The 19,343-nt window shown below is 73.3% G+C and carries 18 protein-coding genes, 1 tRNA gene and 1 pseudogene; 8 read left to right on the forward strand and 12 right to left on the reverse strand.

What is annotated here, in order from left to right; genetic code table 11:
* Nucleotides 1-1,623 carry a dynamin family protein gene (locus R4Z62_RS10985; protein ID WP_064533208.1) on the reverse strand — a complete coding sequence of 541 codons (1,623 nt, stop codon included), beginning with the start codon at nt 1,621-1,623 and terminating at the stop codon, nt 1-3.
* 321 nt (nt 1,624-1,944) lie between these two features.
* Here R4Z62_RS10985 and R4Z62_RS10990 point away from each other — a divergent pair.
* Both R4Z62_RS10990 and R4Z62_RS10995 read left to right on the forward strand, forming a co-directional pair.
* Nucleotides 1,945-2,020: transfer RNA gene (locus R4Z62_RS10990), tRNA-Arg, on the forward strand.
* A 228-nt stretch (nt 2,021-2,248) separates the two neighbouring features.
* Entirely contained in the window at nt 2,249-2,797 is a 549-nt protein-coding gene (locus tag R4Z62_RS10995; protein WP_491519700.1) for a potassium channel family protein, read from the forward strand.
* 128 nt (nt 2,798-2,925) lie between these two features.
* On the opposite strand, the pseudogene R4Z62_RS11000 reads toward R4Z62_RS10995, so the two are convergent.
* The 3 genes and pseudogenes from R4Z62_RS11000 to R4Z62_RS11010 form a co-directional block, all read right to left on the reverse strand.
* Nucleotides 2,926-3,305, reverse strand: a pseudogene (locus R4Z62_RS11000) (IclR family transcriptional regulator); the annotation flags it as partial.
* A gap of 229 nt (nt 3,306-3,534) precedes the next feature.
* Nucleotides 3,535-6,735 (reverse strand): M28 family peptidase, encoded by a 3,201-nt coding sequence (locus R4Z62_RS11005; protein WP_385504720.1) that lies wholly within the window; start codon nt 6,733-6,735, stop codon nt 3,535-3,537.
* 265 nt (nt 6,736-7,000) lie between these two features.
* Nucleotides 7,001-8,515, reverse strand: coding sequence for a helix-turn-helix domain-containing protein (locus R4Z62_RS11010; RefSeq protein WP_491519701.1), 1,515 nt, complete (start codon nt 8,513-8,515; stop codon nt 7,001-7,003).
* A 277-nt stretch (nt 8,516-8,792) separates the two neighbouring features.
* On the opposite strand from R4Z62_RS11010, the gene R4Z62_RS11015 reads away from it, so the two are divergent.
* Nucleotides 8,793-9,074, forward strand: a complete 282-nt coding sequence (locus R4Z62_RS11015) for a chaplin (protein WP_064533211.1) — start codon at nt 8,793-8,795, stop codon at nt 9,072-9,074.
* A gap of 158 nt (nt 9,075-9,232) precedes the next feature.
* Here the strand turns inward: R4Z62_RS11015 and R4Z62_RS11020 are convergent, their stop codons facing one another.
* From R4Z62_RS11020 to R4Z62_RS11045, 6 genes are all read right to left on the reverse strand, one after another.
* Nucleotides 9,233-10,099, reverse strand: coding sequence for a tyrosinase family protein (locus R4Z62_RS11020; protein WP_491519702.1), 867 nt, complete (start codon nt 10,097-10,099; stop codon nt 9,233-9,235).
* On the reverse strand, nt 10,083-10,631 hold the full coding sequence (locus R4Z62_RS11025) for a tyrosinase family oxidase copper chaperone (RefSeq protein ID WP_079158907.1): 549 nt from the start codon (nt 10,629-10,631) through the stop codon (nt 10,083-10,085). Before R4Z62_RS11025 ends, R4Z62_RS11020 begins: the two co-directional genes overlap by 17 nt.
* Nucleotides 10,632-10,833: 202 nt before the next feature.
* Nucleotides 10,834-11,349 carry a hypothetical protein gene (locus R4Z62_RS11030; RefSeq protein ID WP_389599204.1) on the reverse strand — a complete coding sequence of 172 codons (516 nt, stop codon included), beginning with the start codon at nt 11,347-11,349 and terminating at the stop codon, nt 10,834-10,836.
* Between the two features lie 155 nt (nt 11,350-11,504).
* A complete protein-coding gene (locus tag R4Z62_RS11035; RefSeq protein WP_064533214.1) occupies nt 11,505-11,789 on the reverse strand; it encodes a hypothetical protein in 285 nt (94 codons plus the stop codon).
* A 466-nt stretch (nt 11,790-12,255) separates the two neighbouring features.
* A complete protein-coding gene (locus tag R4Z62_RS11040; RefSeq protein ID WP_491519703.1) occupies nt 12,256-12,795 on the reverse strand; it encodes an ATP-binding protein in 540 nt (179 codons plus the stop codon).
* On the reverse strand, nt 12,792-13,106 hold the full coding sequence (locus tag R4Z62_RS11045) for a recombinase family protein (protein ID WP_389599208.1): 315 nt from the start codon (nt 13,104-13,106) through the stop codon (nt 12,792-12,794). The genes R4Z62_RS11040 and R4Z62_RS11045 overlap by 4 nt, the downstream gene beginning before the upstream one ends.
* Nucleotides 13,107-13,323: 217 nt before the next feature.
* On the opposite strand from R4Z62_RS11045, the gene R4Z62_RS11050 reads away from it, so the two are divergent.
* The 3 genes from R4Z62_RS11050 to R4Z62_RS11060 all read left to right on the forward strand — a co-directional run bounded on the left by R4Z62_RS11050 (nt 13,324) and on the right by R4Z62_RS11060 (nt 14,742).
* Entirely contained in the window at nt 13,324-14,208 is an 885-nt protein-coding gene (locus tag R4Z62_RS11050) for a helix-turn-helix domain-containing protein (protein ID WP_355480256.1), read from the forward strand.
* A 23-nt stretch (nt 14,209-14,231) separates the two neighbouring features.
* Nucleotides 14,232-14,465, forward strand: coding sequence for a DUF397 domain-containing protein (locus tag R4Z62_RS11055; RefSeq protein WP_355480306.1), 234 nt, complete (start codon nt 14,232-14,234; stop codon nt 14,463-14,465).
* A 70-nt stretch (nt 14,466-14,535) separates the two neighbouring features.
* Complete coding sequence (locus R4Z62_RS11060; RefSeq protein ID WP_355480258.1) at nt 14,536-14,742, forward strand: DUF397 domain-containing protein; 207 nt, start codon at nt 14,536-14,538, stop codon at nt 14,740-14,742.
* A gap of 294 nt (nt 14,743-15,036) precedes the next feature.
* Here the strand turns inward: R4Z62_RS11060 and R4Z62_RS11065 are convergent, their stop codons facing one another.
* Nucleotides 15,037-15,897: a hypothetical protein gene (locus R4Z62_RS11065; RefSeq protein WP_491519704.1), complete on the reverse strand. Its 861-nt coding sequence runs from the start codon at nt 15,895-15,897 to the stop codon at nt 15,037-15,039.
* A 271-nt stretch (nt 15,898-16,168) separates the two neighbouring features.
* Nucleotides 16,169-16,408, reverse strand: a complete 240-nt coding sequence (locus tag R4Z62_RS11070) for a chaplin (protein ID WP_018568410.1) — start codon at nt 16,406-16,408, stop codon at nt 16,169-16,171.
* A gap of 244 nt (nt 16,409-16,652) precedes the next feature.
* Here R4Z62_RS11070 and R4Z62_RS11075 point away from each other — a divergent pair, with 244 nt between their 5' ends.
* Both R4Z62_RS11075 and R4Z62_RS11080 read left to right on the forward strand, forming a co-directional pair.
* Complete coding sequence (locus tag R4Z62_RS11075) at nt 16,653-17,894, forward strand: glycosyltransferase (RefSeq protein WP_385504703.1); 1,242 nt, start codon at nt 16,653-16,655, stop codon at nt 17,892-17,894.
* Entirely contained in the window at nt 17,891-19,342 is a 1,452-nt protein-coding gene (locus R4Z62_RS11080) for an exopolysaccharide biosynthesis polyprenyl glycosylphosphotransferase (protein ID WP_491519705.1), read from the forward strand. Before R4Z62_RS11075 ends, R4Z62_RS11080 begins: the two co-directional genes overlap by 4 nt.
* Nucleotide 19,343 lies beyond the last annotated feature (1 nt).

Below are 19,343 nucleotides of genomic sequence, written 5' to 3' on the forward strand. Positions count from 1 at the left end.
TCACCTCTCCTTCAGCAGTACGGACAGCGCGGCGATGAGTTCGGCCTGGGGTTCGGGGTGCACTTCCAGGGCGTCGAGCGGAGCCAGCCGGCGTTCCCGTTCGGTGTGCATCACCCGGTCCAGGTAGTCGGCGAGCAGCCGCCCGGCCCGGTCGCGCAGCCGCAGGGCGCCGTGCGCGCCGATCCGCTCGGCCAGCCCCTCCCCCGCGGACCGGCCCCGGCGGCCGCCCAGCAGTCCGGTGGCGGCCAGGGCGGCGACGACCTCGGGGTCCGGAGCGACGCTGCGGTCCAGCTCGCGCACCTCGTCCTCGGCGTACTCCTCCAGCTCGCGCCGCCAGCGCCGTACGGCGAGACCGATGCGGTGCTCGGCGCCCTCGGCGGCGGGGGCGCGGTCGGCGAGTCCGGGCGCGGTGGCGGCCGGTTCGCGCCGCCAGGCGTCGTCGACGCGCTCGTCGGCGGCGGTCACGGCGCACAGCAGCAGCGCGCCGAGGCTCTCCACGAGCGCGTCGAGCAGTTCGCCCGCGGTGCAGTCCAGGGGGTAGGCGCGCCACCGCTTCAGGGCGTCCCCGGCGAGCACGGTCCCCGCCTGCAACCGGCCCCGCACGCGCGCGTGCTCGCCGTCGTAGGCGCTGTCGACGGCCGAGATCAGCCGCAGGGCGGCCGAGTGCTGCGCGGCGGCGGCGCCGGCCAGTTCGGGCATCCGGAACTTGAGCGAGTCGAGCAGGCCGTGGGCGGTGCGGCCCATCGCGTAGCGGCGGGCGGCGGGATCCTGGGCGTGGTGGACGAGCCAGGTGCGCAGCGGGGCCACGGCGGTGGCGGGCAGCAGCCCGCCGCCCCAGGCGGACTCGGGCAGTTCGGGCACCGTGAAGCGCGGTACGTCGCCGAGGCCGGCCTTGGTGAGCAGCGCCCCGTACTGCCGGGAGACCTCGGAGACGACCTGGTGCGGGACCCGGTCGAGGACCGTCACGAGGGTGGCGTCGTACTCCTTGGCGGTGCGCAGCAGGTGCCAGGGGACGGCGTCGGCGTAGCGGGCGGCGGTGGTGACCATGACCCAGATGTCGGCGGCGCAGATCAGCTCGGCGGCAAGGGCCCGGTTCTCGGCGATCAGGGAGTCGATGTCGGGCGCGTCGAGCAGGGCGAGGCCCGGGGGCACCGTCTCCACGGTCTCGATGCGCAGCACGCGCGCGGGATCGTCCTCGGTCGGGGGGAGTTCGTCGCCGAGCGCCGTGGCGGCGGGGTCCTGGCGGGGCACCCACACGCGCGCGAGGTCGGGCAGGACGCGCATGCCGCTGAACCAGTGATGGTCCTCCGGATGGCACACCAGGACCGGTGTCCGGGTCGTCGGCCGCAGGACGCCCGCCTCGCTGACCCGCCGCCCGACCAGGGAGTTGACGAGCGTGGACTTGCCCGCGCCGGTGGATCCGCCGACGACGGCCAGCAGCGGCGCGTCGGGTTCCCTCAACCGCGGTACCAGGTAGTCGTCGAGCTGGGCGAGCAGTTCGTCGCGGTTGGCACGCGCGCGTGGGGCCCCCGCGAGCGGCAGCGGGAAGCGTGCGGCGGCGACGCGGTCGCGCAGGGCGGAGAGTGCTTCGAGCAGCTGAGGCCGTACGTCCAAGGTCACCACATGCGAAGAATGCCCAATTTTAGGGGAATTCTGAAGCATATGAGCATGTCTGCGTGCCGACGGAACACAAGGGATGGAACGGACGACTGGGGCGACGGCACAGGCCAGGCATAACGAGTGCACAACACCCGGTGCCCGAGGCACCAAAAGCGATGCGCGATTCGCACCTGCCTGCGATTATCAGGACCGCTTCACCGAACCTCCACATCGAGCCACGGAGGCGAAGCGACAGGGGCAAGGACGCGGGAGCCCTATCCTTGTCCCCGGCGACGTCACGGAGCGGCCCGCACGGGCGGCACCACGGCGAGAGCCACCCACCAGGCCCCCGTAGCTCAGTGGATAGAGCAGGCGCCTTCTAAGCGCTTGGCCGCAGGTTCGAGTCCTGCCGGGGGCGCCACCGACATCCTGTCGGACCGGCGGCGCATACACGGATCACGGGCGCACCGCCGCCCCGGAATCCGCCATTCACCGATCCTTCCTCCCCCGCTCCCCGGCGCCGTCGTGCCGCCCCCCTCCGGCTGCCCCAGGCCCGGACGCGCACCCGACATGCGCCCCGCCCGCCCGCGTTCTTTACTGGAGCCCGCACCGGAGATCCGTACGGCCGCCGTACGGGAGGAGGCGGAGCGTGAGGGACGACGGCTCGGGTCGGGCGGGGTCCTGGCACCGGGCCGTGGTCCCGGCGGGCGCGGGGCTCTTCGTGGGATCCCTGGTCGCCGTCTACTTCCTGCTGCCCCTGGACGGGCTCGGACCGCACCGCCCGGTCCTGAGCTGGACGGTGTTCGTGCTGGTGCTCGCCGCGGTGGCGGCGCTGATCCTGCGGCAGATCCACGAGGTGCTCACCGACAAGCCGGACACCCGGCCAGGACTGGCCATCCCGGTCCTGATGGCCCTGTCCGTGCTGGTCTTCGCCGGCGGGTACTACGTCCTGTCCCGGCATCCGGGCGAGATCACCGGGCTGAGCACCCGCGTGGACGCCCTCTACTTCACCCTGGTGACCCTGGCGACCATCGGCTACGGCGACATCACCCCGCACGGCCAGTCCGCGCGGGTCGTCACCGTGCTCCAGATCCTCTACACCTTCGTCTTCCTCACCGCCGCGGGGGCCGCTCTCAGCCGACGCGTCCGCATGCTCATGGGGAAGGGGGGCGCCGGGCGTCCCGACGACCGGCCGTGAGCGGAGCCCCTCACGCCCAGTGGTACGGCCGACCGGACAGACCGCTGCCCTCAGGGACCCTCGGGGGCGCGTGCCGCGTCGCCTCGGCGACGGTGCCGTGGCAGGCGTGGACGGCGCGCAGGCCACCCGGAGGCGTCCAGCCGCCGCAGCGGCTCCGTGCGGCGGGTGACGGTCCGGGGAGGTCGGCCGGCGGAGGCCGGGAGAGGTACTCGCCGCGCACCTCGTCGTCCAGCTCGCGCAGCACGCGCTTGCCCAGCGCGGTGGCGTACCCGGCGTCATCGAAGCCCACCCACAGCTCGGCGCGCGGCGCCCGGGGGCCGTCGACGATCTCCGCCACCCGGATCTCACCGTCCTCGTAGAAGGTGAGGCAGGCCACGGCGGACAGGTCGTCGCGCAGGGCACCGAGCACCGGGCGGGTCCGGCTCAGCCGCGCCTGCGTCCGGCTCTCCCCGTGCGGCGCGCCCAGCCGCTCGCCCAGGACGAAGGAACCGTCCTCCAGTCTGCGCACACGGACCGGGCCCCGGCCGTCCCCCGGATGACGGGAGGGGACGGCCGGGGCCCGGGGCTCGGCGCACCCGGTGCGGCGACCGGGCACTGCCGTGGGACGGACGGTCCGCCCCACGGGCCGGGGATCAGCCCGGAATCAGCCGGGGATCGGCCCGGACCGGCCCGGGATCAGCCCGGGATCGGCCCGGACCGGCCCGGGATCAGCCGGGGATCACAGGGACCCCCGCCGATCACACCGGCTGCCAGAGGGCGGGGACGTTGGGCGGCTCCCAGCCCGGGTAGGCGGTGTGGCCCTGGAGGCACCGGTAGCTGACGCCGTTGTACGTCACGACGTCACCCGCCTGGTAGGTGGCGCCCTGCTGCCAGGTGGTCCCGCCGCCCCCACCGGGCACCGTCAGGGTGTAGGTGGTGGTGTGCGTGGCCTCGCCGGCACCGGTGACGGTCAGCGTGTACGTACCGCCCGTGGTGCCCGCCGCGACCTGGACGGTGGCGGTGGCGGACTGGCCGGAGGTCACCGAGGCCGGGCTGAAGGAGACGCTCACCCCGGCCGGGGCGCCGGAGGCAGACAGCCGTACGGTCTGCGCGTCACCGCTGGTGGTCGCCGTGGCGATGGTCACCGAGGCGGAGGAACCGGGCTGGACGGTACCGGTGGCCGGGTTCGCGGAGATCGAGAAGTCGTTGACCGGCACGGGGGTGTCGCCGACGGAGGTCTTCCAGATCGTGTACGCGACACCGTCCGCGCTGCGGTTGAGCGCGGTGGCGTTGATGTTGCTGGTGGTGTCGCAGGAGGAGTGGTAGCAGGAGTCGTAGGAACGGCCCGCGGTGCCGCCCCACTTGGCGGCCTCGGAGGAGGACTTCACCGCGTCGGCGCCGGTGGCGTAGCCCGAGGTGGGGATGCCGACCTGCTGGAAGGAGTAGTCGTCGGAACGGCCCTGGCCCTCGACGTTCTCCTGCGGGGCCAGGCCCAGCGAGTCCCAGTACGCCTTCATCGGGGCCGAGGCCGCCGAGTTCAGGTTGTTGACGAAGTAGCCCGCGTTGGTCGAGGCGACCATGTCGAAGTTGTAGTACGCCTTGATCCGGGAGCGGTCGGTGCCGGAGAGCGAACGGGCGTAGAAGTCGGAGCCGTTCAGCCCCGCTTCCTCGTCGGTCCACCAGGCGAACCGGACCCGGTTCTTCATGGTCGGGTTGGTCTGCGCCAGGGTCAGCGCGTTCTCCAGCAGGGTCGCGGAGCCGGAGCCGTTGTCGTTGATGCCGGGGCCCGCGGACACGCTGTCGAGGTGGGCGCCGAACATGTACACGTTGTTGGCGTCGCCCTTGGGCCACTCGGCGATCAGGTTGTTGCCCGCGCCGGAGGTGCAGCCCGAGGTGCAGGTCTGCTCGGTGACCGTGTAGCCGGCGGCCTGGAGCTTGTCCTTGAGGTAGGCGACCGAGGCGCGGTAGCCGGCGGAGGTGGAGCGGCGGTTGCCGCCGTTCTGCGTGGCGATGGTGTTCAGCTGGGCCAGGTGCGCCTGCACCTTGGCCACGTCGATGTCGGGCGGGGTGCCCGGTTCGGTGCCGCCCCCGCCGACCGTCAGCGTGTACTGGGCGGTGTGGGTCTTGCCGCCCCCGCTGCCGGTGACGGTGATCTGGTACGTCCCGGCGGGCGTCGACGCCGCGGTGGTGACCGTCATGGCGGAGCTGGCGCCGGAGGTGACCGTCGCCGGACTGAAGGAGACGTTCGCGCCCGCGGGGGCGCCCGAGGCGGTCAGCGTGACCTGCTGGGCGCCGCCGACGGCGGTGGTGCCCACGGTGGTGCGCGCGGAGGCGCCCGCCTGGACGGAGCCGGTGGCCGGGCTCAGCGCCAGCGTGAAGTCGGACTGCTCGATCTGGCAGGTCGGGTCACCGGACTGGGCGCCGACGCTGATCGCGTCCCAGGCGGCCTTGGTTGCGGTGAACAGACCGCAGGTGGAGTCCAGGCTCTTGGCCGCGGTGAGCGTGGCGGTGCGGTAGCGCTTGTAGGTCATGCCGCTGGTCTTGAGCAGCATGCCGCCGTAGAAGACCTTGCCGGCGTTCTGGATGCCGACGCCGGTGACGGTGGAGTTGTTGCAGGTGGGGCTGGAGGGCTTGCCGCCGCCCGGGTTGGAGCCCTCGGCCAGCAGGTAGAACCAGTGGTTGAGCGGGCCGGCCGCCGCGTGCTCCTCGGTGGAGGGGATCGACGCCGAGTAGCAGTTCGGGTTGTTGCTGACCAGGCTCGGGTTGTACATGTTGCGGATCGGGCCGCGGCCCTGGAGGTTGATCATCTCGCCGACGGTGTAGTCGGGAGTGTCGTACGGCGACGGCTCGTTGGCGTACGCCTCGGTGAGGGCGCCCATGATGTCGCCGGTCGCCTCGCCCAGGCCGCTCTCGTGGTTGTCGCCGCCGGGCGTGAAGGTGTCCAGGCCGTGGCCGAACTCGTGGCCGACCACGTCGATCCCGGCGATCCACTCGTTGGCGCTGTTGTGGCCGATCGTGACGGTGGAGCCGTCCCAGTAGGCGTTCAGGTCGTTGAGGCCGACCTTGACCGGCCAGCTGCCGCCGTTGCCGTTGTGGCCGTTGCGCCCGAGCCAGTTCTTGAGCATGTCCGACTCTTTCTGCGCCGCGAACATCGCGTCGACGCAGCCGGTCTCCTTGCTCGTGGGGTTGCCCGTGCCCCAGCTGTCGGTGGACTTGGTGAACACACCGCCGCTGTAGTCCGAGCACTGGAGGCCGGGGCGGGTGGTGTCGCGCAGCACATAGCTGCTGCCCGAGCGGGAGGTGTCGATGGTCAGCGGGTTGGGGCCGTTCCACTTGCTGTTGCCGGTGCCCGCGTGCACCTCGTCGTGGGTGCCGAGGACCTTGCCGGTCCGGGCGTCCACGAAGACGTGCAGCCTGCTGGGCACGTTCGTGCCGGTACGCCCGGTCAGCACGGTCTCCCAGGCGAGGGCGGCGGTGCCGTCCTCGACCCGGACCACCAGGCGCGGGGCGTCCGCCTTGTCGACGTGCGCGAGCCGGGCGCGGCTGGCCGCAGCCGCCCGGGAGGCGGTGACCGAGGGCTCGGTGGAGACGGAGATCCGGGCCCGGGTGGCGGACTGGACGCCGCGGACCGTGCCGGTGCCGTCGGCGAGGACGACCGCGTCGCCGCCCACGACCGGCAGGCCCTCGTAGGTGCGCTGGTAGGCGACCGAGTACAGGCCCTTCACCCAGGGGGTGACCTGCCGGCGGTCGTACTGCTCGTCCGGGCCCTTGGCGAGCGCGTCGAGGCCGCTGCGCACGGCCTGGTCGGCGGCGGCCACGGCCTTCGCGTCGGGGGTCTGCTCCGGCGTGCCCGCGGCGGGTGCGGAAGCCGGCGCCGCCGCGGCGAACGAGGCCGGCACCACCACCCCCCCGAGCGTCACGGCCAGGGATATCCCGGCCACTGCCATCTTTCTCAGCATCGCGGCTCCTTGTGAGAGGTGTGCGGCCCTTGTCCGGCCGTCGCCCCCAGAGCATGGGCACGTCAATCCGAGGCGGGGTGACGGTGACATGCCATGGTCTGGACCGGCCGAACCCTCACATCGACCCGCGGCCGGGTCAACGGTTTCCGGCCCGTGGTCCAGACCTGTCAAAATCCGGCAAGCGCGCGAACCGGCCGCGCTCCCCGCCGGCCCGGCGTCCACCGGTGGCACCACGGGCCCCTCGACGACCTCAGAGACGACGACCTCAGAGACGGGACCCCGTCGTCTCCGCCGCGTCCGCCGCGTCCGCCGCCAGCAGCCGCTCGCGGTACTCCCGCACCTCCGCGAGATCGCCCCAGCGACCGAAGAGCCTGCCGTGCAGTCCGCGCAGCTCGGCGCTGATCATCAGCTCGCGCGCGGCCACCGCCTCGCGCAGCACCGGACCGGCCACGGCGACCGCCGCCCCCGGATCGCCCGCGCACGCCCAGCCGTCGGCCAGCCGCAGGGTGAGCAGCAGATGGGTGGCCCGCATCACCTCGGGCAGCCGGGCCCGCGAGCGCGCGGTGGCCTCGACGGCGCGCCGGGCCGTCGTACGGTCACCGGTCGCGGCGGCCAGGTCGCGCAGCGCGCCGCCGATCGCCGACTCCACCCGCATCTCCCCCTCCGCGCCCGCCAGCCAGGGCGCCTCCAGGAGGTCGCGGCGGCCGAGCCGGGCGAAGCCGCGGCGGGCCGCGGTGATGTGCCGCCGGCACTCGGCGGCGTCGTGCCCGAGGGCGTACCCGCGCGCCTGGTACAGGCCGGACAGGGTGGCGACCCAGCGCCGCCGGGGGTCCACCGCGCCGATGGCCTGCGCGTACGCCAGTGTCGAGCCGGGGTCCTCGTCCAGCCGGACCAGCGTGCACATGTCGCTGAGCAGGGTCGCCCGCGCCGGGGCGTCGTGCACGGCGTCCGCCCACCCCAGGCCGTGCCCGAACCAGGCCATGCCGATGCCGCCCTGGCCGCGCTGCATCCGCAGCCGCCCGGCGACCTGGGCGTACTGGGCGGCGAGCCGGAGCTGCCCGTACGGCAGCCGGCCCGTGGCGTTGACCTCCTCGGCCCAGCGCACCACCGAGCGCAGCAGCCGCTCGACGGTGGCCAGCGAGTCCGCGGTGGTCCGGTGGAACGCCTCGCGGATCAGACAGGCGAGCACAGCGGTCAGGGCGTGCAGCAGCTCCGCCTCCGCGCCCGTGCCCGTGCCGGTCCCGCGCGCCCGCGCGGCCGCCGCCGCACCCCGCGCGCCCGCCGCGCCGGTGCGGGGGCCGATGCCCGCCGCGCCCGGGGAGCGGCCGGTCAGGGCGGCCAGCACCGCCAGCAGCTCCGGTAACTCCCCCAGGTCGGGCACCGCGCAGCCCGCCGTGCCGTGCAGCGGGCAGGCGAGGCCCTCGGCGGGCAGTTCCGCGGGCCACAGCCGGGGGTCCGGCACCTCACCGGAGCCGGGCGCGTCCGCCCCGGGCATGGCCCCGAACAGCTTCCGGTCCAGCGGCGGACGGTCCGCCGCCGGTGGCGCCTCGCGCGGTGCGGCGGCGAGCGCGGCCAGCTCTCCCCCGGTCTCCAGCACCGCGTCGAGCCGCCGCACCAGACCGGCGGGCGGCTCCCGCAGCCCGCTCTCCAGCTTGCTGATGAGGGTGTGGTGGTAGCCCACCCGCAGCCCCAGCTGCAACTGGGTGAGCCCGGCCTGTCTTCGCCGGGACCGCAACCGCCGTCCGAACTCGCCCCACGCCTGCACTGTCTCGACGGACATGGCCCCTCCCCGGACGAGGCTCGCGCCTTCTGCCGTGTGACACCCGGACTTCGCCTTCCCGCTACCGGACAGCACAGGGGAGCCGCCGCCACCGCGTCAATCGGGTTGGCCAAACAGCAGTCGAATTGGTCTCTACCAGCGCCCCGGCCGGATCCACGCTGTTCAAAACGGGTGATCCGGGGAGATACGCCGTGACCCGGGCGGGCCGGTCGCGTTGAAGGGTGAGTGCGGCCGCGCGTCCTGCTGCCGCACTCACCGAGCAAGTTAGGAGAACGTGATGTCTCGCATCGCGAAGGCGGCTGCCGTCGCTCTCGGCACGGGTGCCGTGGTGATCAGCGGAGCCGGTCTCGCCATGGCGGACGCCGGTGCCGAGGGGGCGGCTGTCGGCTCGCCCGGCGTCGTGTCCGGCAACACGATCCAGGTCCCGGTCAGCATCCCGGTGAACCTGTGCGGGAACACCATCGACGTCATCGGCGTCCTCAACCCCGCCTTCGGCAACACCTGCGCCAACATCGGGCACCTCGCCCAGGGTGACGGCTCGGGCGCCTACGGCGGCTGACACCGCCCGCCCGTCCGCACCGGACCCGCAAGGTCCGCACCGGACCCGCAAGGAGAGCCCCGGCACCTCGAGCGCCGGGGCTCTTCCCGTGGGCCGGGCGGTGCGCCGGGCCGGGCCCACGGGCCCCTCACGCGCCGGGCGCACCACCCCGGCGCGGGTCAGGCGTACCGGTAGATCCGGCTCACGTCCTCCAGCGAGTCCGGGGTGACGTCCCAGGGCGGCATCTTCTCGCGCCGGGCGACGATCCGGCCGCGCTGCGCGTCACCCGGTCCGGGCGGCGAGGCGGGCAGGTAGCGGGCGCCCCGGTGACGGCTCTGCCAGCGTGTCCACTGCAGGTCGAGGAAGGCGTGGTGGAGCCAGAAGACCGGGTCGTTGACGGAGGCGGCGCCCAGCATCGCACCGCCCACCCAGCGGTGCACGCGGTTGTGGTTGCGCCAGGAAACGCTGCCCCGGCCGGTGCCCCACCCCTCCAGCTTGTTGCGGAAGCCCCGGGTGACCGTGGAGTCCCAGGGCGCCACGTCGTAGGTGCCGTCCTTCAGCGCCCACTCCAGCTCGTTCTTGTCCGGGAGCTGGATCGGATCGCGGGAGCGGCCCAGGTCACGGGTGAGGAACTCCCCGTCGGTCACCCCCACCTTGAGGGTCCAGGAGCCGTGCACGTACGCGAACGGGCCGGTGGTCACCCGGCGGTCGGAGGCCCGGCCGTCGCCGCCCATGAGGTCCGCGGTCCAGGGCGCCGAGGTGCGGGTGCGCTCCCGCGTCCAGTCCCAGTAGGGCACGGTCACCGAGGAGTCCACCCGGCGCAGCGCCCCCTCCAGCTCCAGCAGGAACTTGCGGTGCCAGGGCAGGAAGGACGGTGCCATGTGGGCCGGGCGCAGCCCGTTCTCGCCGTCGGCGGTGAAGTACGCGATGTGCGTGCGCACGAAGTCGTCGTACTGGCCCCGCCGTTTGACCTCCAGCAGCGCGTTCACGAACCGCCGCTTCTCCGAGGCGGTGAGCCGGGTGATGTTCTTACGCGTGTACGCCACCGTGCTCTCCCCCCGTGTAGGAGCCCGCGTACGGGGCGCCCGCGCCGACCGGGCCGGGAGCCAGGTCGCGCAGCCGCCGCCCCGGCCCCATCTCGTCGACGGCGCCACGGGCCGCCTCCAGGGGGGTGCGGTACGAGCCGTAGTGGTCGACCATGCTCAGCCAGGTGCCGTCGGCGCGGCGCATCAGGTGCAGCGGGCGGCCGTCCACCGTGACGTACCACTGGCCGGTGCCGCCGGCGCCGCGCTCCGGGGTCCACACCCCGCGGATGCGCCGGCCGCGGTAGGTCTCGTCGAAGGCGGTGCCGCCCGGGGTGCTCCACGGGCTGGTCCCGGTCCCGGCGGCGGTGCCCGGGGGCCGGGAGGCGGCGGTCACCGGGGCCAGCGCGGCGACGGCGGCGCAGGTGAGCAGCCGGCGCGTCACCTCCCGCCGTGTGCTGCCTCCGGTGTCCGCCGCGCCCGCGACCGCGCCGCCGGTGCCGTCCGCCGCCGTGCTGCCCGCCTGTGCCGGTGTTCCGCCGTTGCCTGAGCGCATGGCCCGTCTCCTCGTCCGGTTCGGTCGCCCGAGCCGTCTCTCCGTCGCCGTGGGTCCGCGACCGTCTGTCGGTGGCCGTATGTCCGTAGCCGTTTGTCCGCGGTGGTAACCACGGCGGACGGCGGACGGTCACCGGGATACGGCCGGATGGCGGTCGGGGAGCGCCCGTGCGGGCGGCGGGAGGGGGAGGAGGGAGGAGGGACTACAGGCCCTGACCGGCCGTCAGGTCGGCTCCGGGCACGGCCTGGAGCGCGGGGGCGAGGACGCCCAGTTCCGGCTGGGTCAGCTCCGGCAGACCGGCGTTGCCGGGCCGGGGCCCGGTCAGCGGGCCGTCCACGGTCAGGCCGGGCGCCATGGCCCGCAGGTCGGAGGCGGGCGCCGCGACGTCCACGTGGTCGAATCCGTCGCCCAGGACGTGCGCCAGCGGCGCCCGCACGTCCAGGCCGGGCAGCCCGCCCTCTACCGGCAGGCGCGGCAGCGCGCGCTCCGGCAGCAGCCTGCCCTCGACGAACCGGGGCCCCTCGGGGCTGCCCGCGGTGGGCAGCGGCAGCTCGCCGCCCACGCTGGGCAGTTCCATGCCGAGGGCGCTCTCGGCACCGCCGAGCGGCACGGGGACGGGGACCGTCCCGACCGCGGCGGCGGGGGTGGCGGCGGCGCCGACGGCTGCCGCCACGCCCGTGACGAGGGCGGCGAGGGTTCCTCGGGTGGTCGACTTCATGTCAGGCACGGTCCCTTTCAGGATTCGGTGGCTCAACGTCCGCACCGCTCAACGAGAGGGGTGCGGCGACCAGCGCACAATTCGCCCGGGTGCCGCAGTAGTACGACGGACACCAAGTACGACCGGTACGGCGGGCGGGGCGGCCGGGGCGGGCGTCAGCTCCGCAGCGGCAGGCCGCCGAGCAGCGGACCGGCCGAGGAGTTCAGGCTCTGCGTGGCGCCGTCGACCGTGTGGAGCAGCGAGCCCTTCTTCTCGGTGTCGAGCGCGTCGGACTGGTGCTTGACCGGCATGACGTCGATGGGTTCCCTGGTCAGCGAGTTCACGGCGCCGTTGAGGCTGGTGGGCGTCAGGTCGGAGGTGTTCTGGGCGAACGCGGGCGCGGCGGCGCCGACGGCGACCAGGGATCCGGCGAGGACGGCGGCAGCCTTGAGGGACTTCATCGTGCTCCTTTGGCGGGTCGCGGCGACGGGGTCACGTCACCGGGCGGGGACGGGGTCTCCCTGCCCAACGAGCCCCGCGCGGACCGGAAACCCCGGCGCGGGAGATTGCCGAGTCCTCATACGAGATCCTCCGCATATGAGATCTCCCGCGCGGGCGCGCGGGGACATGTAATAGGGCGATCGAGGCCCACCCGAGGCTGCGGCGCGCGGCGGACACACGACAGCCGCCAACTCGTCAAATGGTCGATCAGTCAGCAGTTCCCAGTAGCCCCCCGCACTGGCAGTCCGAGGGCTGGGCCAACACCGGCTACCCGGGGTTTCCCGGTCCGGAGAAGCTGATCGTCCGCATCCATGAGGACGACTGCCCCCGACAACCATCAACCCCGCACCACAGCGAAGAGCGCCCCGCGTCCGTCGCGGCGCGGGGTTTTCTTCGTTGCGGGTGGCAAACCTGCGCTTCTGTGCTTCAGAGCTTCTGTAAGCCGTCGAGGAGCTTGAGAAGCGTGTCGGGGTCGGACTGCGGCAGCACGACGTTCGAGAGGTCTTTGGGCATCCTTCGCGGGAGCGGTTGAACGACGCCGGGAAGCGCCAGTTCGGCCCACACCACCTTGCCGCCCGTGCTCAGGAAGAAGTGGCCGACATGGAGCGCGAGCGTCTCGACGATGGCCAGCCCCCTTCCACTCTCGGCCCAAGCCTCCCCGCCGGCCTTCTGCTTGACCGGCGGTTCTTTCGAGCTGTCCCAGACCTGGATGGTCACGGACCTTCCGTGACCGTAGACACCGACGTGAAGGAGCTGTAACCCCTCCAGCTCCAGCCACGCGGGCGACTCCTTCCGCACGCCCGTTGCCTGGACAGCATTAGTCACCAGTTCAGAGACGACGAGCTGCGCATCCTGGACGAGCGCGTCAGCCTGCCACTCGCGCAGGGCGTGAGCCACGAAGATGCGGGCGCAACTGGCAGCCGTGGGGGTCGCCGCCAGGCGGAGGTTGGACACGAGTGTGCTCACAGCTCGTCCAGGGCGATGACTTGTGCGGACGCTTCATGCTGCACCTGGAGGACAAGGGCAGTCTGGAGGTGGTACGAGGCCGCGAAGTCGTCGTAGCACGGGACGACCACCCGTCGCGCTTCGGCCTCCTGAAGCGCGTTCATCAGCTCCTCGAACGCCGAGAAGTGGAACTGCTGCGTCTCCTGGAAGATCGTCACCAAGGTGAAGCCCTCCTTCTCCGCGTACGCCTTGATGGCGTCCTCGCGCCGCTTCGCTTCCTCCTCTGTCAGCTCGTCTGGCACCCGCATGTAACCGAAGATCAGGGGTTTCATCGCTTCGCCCTCCCTTGCCGGGCCAGCGACCACGCACTGTGATCGTGGCGCTTCACTGGGGCTACCGAGTGAAGCATCACGAGGGTTCGATATGCAAGACTTCATTTTAAGGATTCGAAAAGCAGGACTCGAACATGCGTCTTTCGTTGCGAATCGAGTGCTCGGATGCTTTCATTCCGAGCGGTAAAGTGCTTTCAGAACGAGGAGGGGTGACCGCATGACTGAAGGCCCTACAGGCTCGACTGTCCCTCGTCGCCAGCTCGGCCGACACCTGCGTGACCTGCGGAATCGTTCTCGGCTGACGGTCAAAGCGGCGGCGCGCAAGCTGGAGTGGTCCGAGGCCAAGATGTGGCGCATCGAGACGGGGCAGACCTCACTGCGCAGCCTTGACGTTGAAGCCATGTGCAAGGCGTACGGAGCCGAGCCCGAGTTGACTGAAGCCCTGATGGGCTTGGCGAAGGAGACCAAGGGGCGCGGCTGGTGGCACGCCTACGGCGATGTCATCCCGGAAGGGTTCGACCTCTATATCGGGCTGGAAGAAGCGGCAGATCGGTTGGCGTGGTACTCGTCTGAACTGGTACCAGGTCTGCTGCAAACTCCGGACTACGCACGCACCTTGATTCGCGAGGACAACCCTGGTGTCGATGACGACGAGATCGAGCGGCGCGTGCATGTTCGCATCGCTCGCCAGGCGCTACTGACCAGGGTGACAGCGCGCCCCACGGTGAACGTGGCGCTCAACGAAGCCGTGCTCCGTCGTCCGGTCGGCGGCACAAAGGTGATGGCTGAACAGCTCGCTCGGCTGGCAGAGTTGAACGAGCTGGACAACGTCACGATCCGCGTCGTGGCCTTCGCGACGGGGTTGCATCACGGCCTCTTCTCAGGGCCGTTCACCATGTTGCGCTTCCCGGTCAACGGCGACGGCCGGGAGACGGAGCCGCCCACGGTCTACGTGGACGGCTTCACCGGGGCTCTCTACTTGGACAAGCCCCACGAGATCGGTCGCTACGACGAGGCGTTCACGGCGATCTGGGGTGCTGCCTTGCGCCAGCAGGACACGCAGACCCTCCTTCACCAAGCGATAAGGGAGTTGGAGCAGTGAAGAGTTCCGACCTGACGGGCGCAGTGTGGCGCAAGAGCAGCTACAGCAACGGCCAGGCCGAGTGTGTCGAGGTAGCTTTCCTCGGCGATGGTCGGGTTGCGACGCGCGACAGCAAGGAGAACGGTCGGGGCGCTGCTCTGGTCTTCACCGCCGGAGGGTGGCGAGCCTTCAAGGCCGGCATGCAGGACGGCGAGTCCCAGCGGAGGACGTACGGCGCTACAACCAAATCTTCGACCACCTCCGCGCCATGGCGTTGAGTCCCAGCGACTCGGCAGACCTGATCGCGTCAGTGGTTCGAGAGAGCAAGTGAGAGGAGGGGAAGCAAGGATGAAGGACATTGACCTCTCCCGCGCCGTGTGGCGCAAGAGCAGCTACTCAAGCGGCAATGGCCAGTGTGTCGAGGTCGCCGCGCTCGGCGGTGCCGTGGCGATGCGGGACAGCAAGGACCCGAACGGCCCGGCGCTGATATTCACGCCGGACGAGTTCAAGGCGTTCGCGCGCGGCGCCGTGGACGGCGGGTTCCAGCGGCCGTAGCCAGCCGAGTAATCAACGTGTTCAAGAGCGCCCGGCCCTCGCAGTAGGACGGGCGCTCTTCACTGTTCGACTGCACGAGCTCCCTGAGAGCGTGGCGACGGTCCAGCGGTCGGCCGCACCAACGGCCGCTGCGGAGCCGCCACAGGCTCCTGAGCAGCCATTACGTTCCGTTTGTAGCCCCCGCCACGAGGGAGATCCAGAGGTTTCCGGGGGTGCGTGGGCATACACACGACTACGCGGCCGGTACGGCGGCTGGAGAGCCCTGGGCCCTCCAGCCGCGGGTACGGATCCGGGTTACGCCCCCGCCGCGCCCGCCGCCACCGGAACGGTCGCCGCCGGGGCGGGCGCCGCGGGCACGGTGATGTCGGGGAGGCCGATCTCGGGGATCTGGACGTCGGGGATCTGGAGGTCGGGGACGGCCGCGACGGGATCCGTCAGGGCCGGCAGGGTCGAGGCGGTGGCCGCCGGAGCCGTGCCGGAGGCGGCGGGCTGCGTGGACAGGCCGCCGGCCGGCAGGCCGGTGCCGACCAGCGCGGTGAGCTCCTTGACCAGGCTGTCGGTGGCGGGGAGCACCTGGGTGCTGTCACCGGCGGCGATCGCCTTGAGCAGGCCGTCAAGGGCCTTGCGCACGGCGGCCAGCGCGTCGCTCGTGGGGTCGGCGGCGCGCGGCGCGGCGACCCGCGGAGTACCGGCGGCGGGCAGCAGGACACCCGTGCTCACAGGGGCGCCGGGCGCGGCTGGTGCGGCGGGAGCGGCGGGAGCGGCGGCGAAGGGCACCGTGGACGGTGTGGTGGACGTGGCCGCCGAGGGGGCGGTCTGGGCCGTGCCGGCGGCGACCGCCGCGCCCACCTGGGCCAGGGCGTCCTTCGCCGCGGTGCCGAGCTTCTGGGTGTCGGCGGCCGACAGCACGCCCTGCTCCGGGTCGAGCACGGCGGTCACCAGATCGCGGACCGGGGCGAGGGCGCCGCCGAGTCCGGCAAGGTTCTGTACCTGGCCGAGCAGTGTGCCGGGGTCGGGGAGCGGGGTCCGCGGCGCCGCCGCGGGGCCGCTCCCCCGGACCGAGTCGGCCGCCATGGCGGCGGGGCCGCCGATCCCGGCCAGAAGGGCGGCGCAGAGGGCGGTGGAGGCGACACGCCGTGCTGGCAGACCACGCATGGGGGTTCCTTTCGCTGAGCACCGGATCTGGAGCCCACCGTGGAAGCGCTGGTCGCGGTCCGCAACCGATCATCCACCCACCGCGTACGCCCGCCCCCTGCCGCCGTGCGACGCCACGCGGTCCCACCTGGCGGGACGCGCATCCGGGGGGCTCCGGCGCGCGCCGTCCGATCGGGGGAACGGCACGGCCGCCCTCCCGCGGGCGCCCGCACAGCGGTGGGCGCCGGTTCCCGGGAGGGCGGCCGGCCGGAGGAGGTTCGCCGCGCCGGTGTCAGCCGTTGACGCAGGTGTTGCCGAACGCCGGGTTCAGCAGACCGATGACGTTGATGGAGTTGCCGCAGACGTTGACCGGCACGTGCACCGGGACCTGGATCACGTTGCCCGAGATGACGCCCGGCGAGTGGGCGGCGACGCCGCTCGCACCGCTGTCGGCGGCGGCGATGCCGGCACCGCCGGCGACAGCCGCGGCGGCGGCGGAGGTAAGGACCAGGCCCTTGGCGATACGCGACATGGAAAGGTGCTCCTTGCAGTTGACACACAAACACCCGGGCGGGCTGCCCGGCGCTGGGGTCAACGCGCGGCGCGCCCCCCGAGTTGTGCCGCCAAAAGAGTGATCTCCCGATCGGACCGGCTTCACAGTTCCGACACACTTGCCTGCTTTCGTCGCATAAGTACCTTTCGCGACTAGAGTTGCGGACCTCTTGCCCCACCCCTTTGTCGGCTTTATCGGCCATCCGAAAGAGGCAACGACGGTCATGCGGCTCCTTCTTCGGCCGCGGGTCCTGCACCTCACCCAGCCCGTGGACGGCGGGGTCGCGCGCGTCGTGACGGACCTGGTGCGGGCGCAGCTCGCGGACGGCTTCGGCGTGACCGTGGCCTGCCCGGACGGCGCGGACGGCCCGCTCGGCGGGTATCTCCGGGCGCTCGGCGCGGATGTGCGCCCCTGGAACGCGGCGCGCGCGCCGGGGTGGTCGCTCCTCGGGGAGGTGCGGCGGCTCACCCGTCTCGTCGACGACGTACGGCCCGATCTGGTGCACGCGCACAGCGCCAAGGCCGGGCTCGCCGGGCGGCTGGCCGTGCGCGGGCGGATCCCGACCGTGTTCCAGCCGCACGCCTGGTCGTTCGAGGCGGTCGGCGGCGGCACCGCGGCGCTCGCGCGGGCGTGGGAGCGCTGGGGGGCGCGTTGGGCGGCGCGGGTGGTGTGTGTCAGCGAGGAGGAGCGCGCGACCGGCCTGCGCGCCGGGATCACCGCGCACTGGCACGTCGTCCCGAACGGCGTCGACCCCGGGCACTTCTCCCCGGCCCCCGGCCCCGTCGACCCCGGGCACTCCTCCCCGGCCCCCGCCGACCCCACCGGCCCCACCACCGCCGGGGACACCTCCCGCGGCCCGCTCGTCGTCTGTGTCGGACGGCTGTGCCGGCAGAAGGGGCAGGACGTGCTGCTGCGGGCCTGGGGCCCGGTCGCCGAACGGGTGCCCGGGGCGCGTCTTGTGCTGGTCGGGGACGGTCCCGACCACGACCGGCTGCGGGACCTGGCCCCGCCCTCCGTGGCGTTCACCGGCGCCGTCGCCGACCCGCTGCCCTGGTACCGGGCGGCCGACGTGGTGGTGCTGCCGTCCCGGTGGGAGGGCATGGCGCTGGCCCCGCTGGAGGCGATGGCGTGCGCCCGGCCGGTGGTGGTCGCGGACGTCGGCGGCGCCCGGGAGAGCCTGCCGCCCGCGCTCGCCGCGCGCTGCCTGGTGCCCGCCGGGGACCCGGTGGCGCTGGCCCGCGCGGTGACCGCCCTGCTGCTCGACGCGCCGCTGCGCGCGGAGCTGGGCCGGCTCGGACGCGCCCATGTGCTGTCCGCGCACGACGTCCGGCGCCGCACCGCCGCGGTCACGGCGCTCTACCACGACCTGCTCGCCGCCCGCCCCGGCGCGGCCCGCCCGGCACCGCAGGCGCCGCCGGCCGAGCACGCCGTGCCCTCCGAGCACAGGGAGTCCACTCACTCGTGACCGCGGAAAGCACCGTCCCCCCGCCCGGTCTGGCCCCCGGCCTGCCGCCACGCGACCACGCAGGCACGGCCGTCCCGGTCCGCGGGCCGCGCCGCCAGGCACCCGGGTTCCGTTTCCCGGCCCGCCGCCGGCGTCCCCCGGTACCGGCGGGCGCGCCGCTGCCGCTGCTCCTCGCGGACGGTGCCGCCGCCCTGCTGGGCGCCGCCGCCGCGTTCGCCGGGGCCGAGCACCGGCCGCTGCTCGTCGCCCTGCTCGTGGCCGCCTCGCTGCTGCTGCGCCCGCAGCCGCCCGCGCCGCCGGTCCCGGCGGTCCTGGACGAACTGCCCGCCGTGTGCGGCCGGATCGCGGTGTCCTGGCTGGCGCTGGCCGCGCTGGTGGCGGCGTACCGGCCGGAGCACGCGCTGACCGCGGCCACCCTGCTGGCCGGGTGCGCGCTCCAGGCGGCGGTGGGCTGCGCGCTGCGCGGCGCGGTGCACGCCCGGCGGCGCGCCGCGCTGCTGCGGCGTCCGCGCGCCGCCCTGGTGATCGGCCCGGAGGCGACCGCCCAGCGGGTGGCCGCCGCCCTGCTGCGGCACCCGCGGTGCGGGATGCGGCCGGTCGGGGTCGTCGCCGAGCGCCCCCGGGGCGGCTCGGGCGGGCTGCCGGTGCTGACCTGCGGCGAGGACGTCGAGCGGGCGGTCGTGCAGAACGGGGTGCGGGCGGTGCTCGCCGTCCACCCGTGCGTACGGGCCGAACAGGGGCCGCTGCTGCGGGCGCTGGCCGAGTCGGGCTGCGCGGTGTGGGAGATCGACGCGGACTCGCCGTCGTACGCCTCCAAGCAGCGGCTGGCCGGGTTCTCCTGCCGGCGGCTCTCGATGGCGCCCGCGCGGCGCGGCAGCGCGGGCAAGCGGGCGCTGGACGTGCTGGTCTCCGGGCTCCTGCTGCTGCTCGCCGGGCCGCTGCTGCTGGGCTGCGCGGTGCTGCTGCGGCTGGCCGACGGGCCGGGCGTGATCTTCCGGCAGGAGCGCACCGGCCGGGACGGCAGGCCCTTCACCCTGCTGAAGTTCCGTACCCACCGGCCCGCCGACGCGCACGAGTCGGCCACCCGCTGGAGCGTCGCGGGCGAGCGGGAGATGCGGCCGTTCTGCCGGATGCTGCGGCGCACCTCGCTCGACGAGCTGCCGCAGCTGTGGAACGTGCTGCGCGGCGACATGAGCCTGGTCGGCCCGCGCCCCGAGCGCCCGTACTTCGCGCTCCGGTTCAGCCAGGACCACCCCGGCTACGCGGCCCGCCACCGGATGCGCACCGGCATCACCGGGCTCGCCCAGGTGCACGGGCTGCGCGGGGACACCTCGATCGAGGACCGGGCCCGCTTCGACAACGCCTACATCGACAACTGGTCGCTGTGGCAGGACGTCTGCATCCTGCTGCGCACCGCGGTCGCGCTGGTGCGGCCGACGGGGAGCTGAC

It is taken from the genome of Streptomyces sp. PL-25, assembly GCF_058344915.1.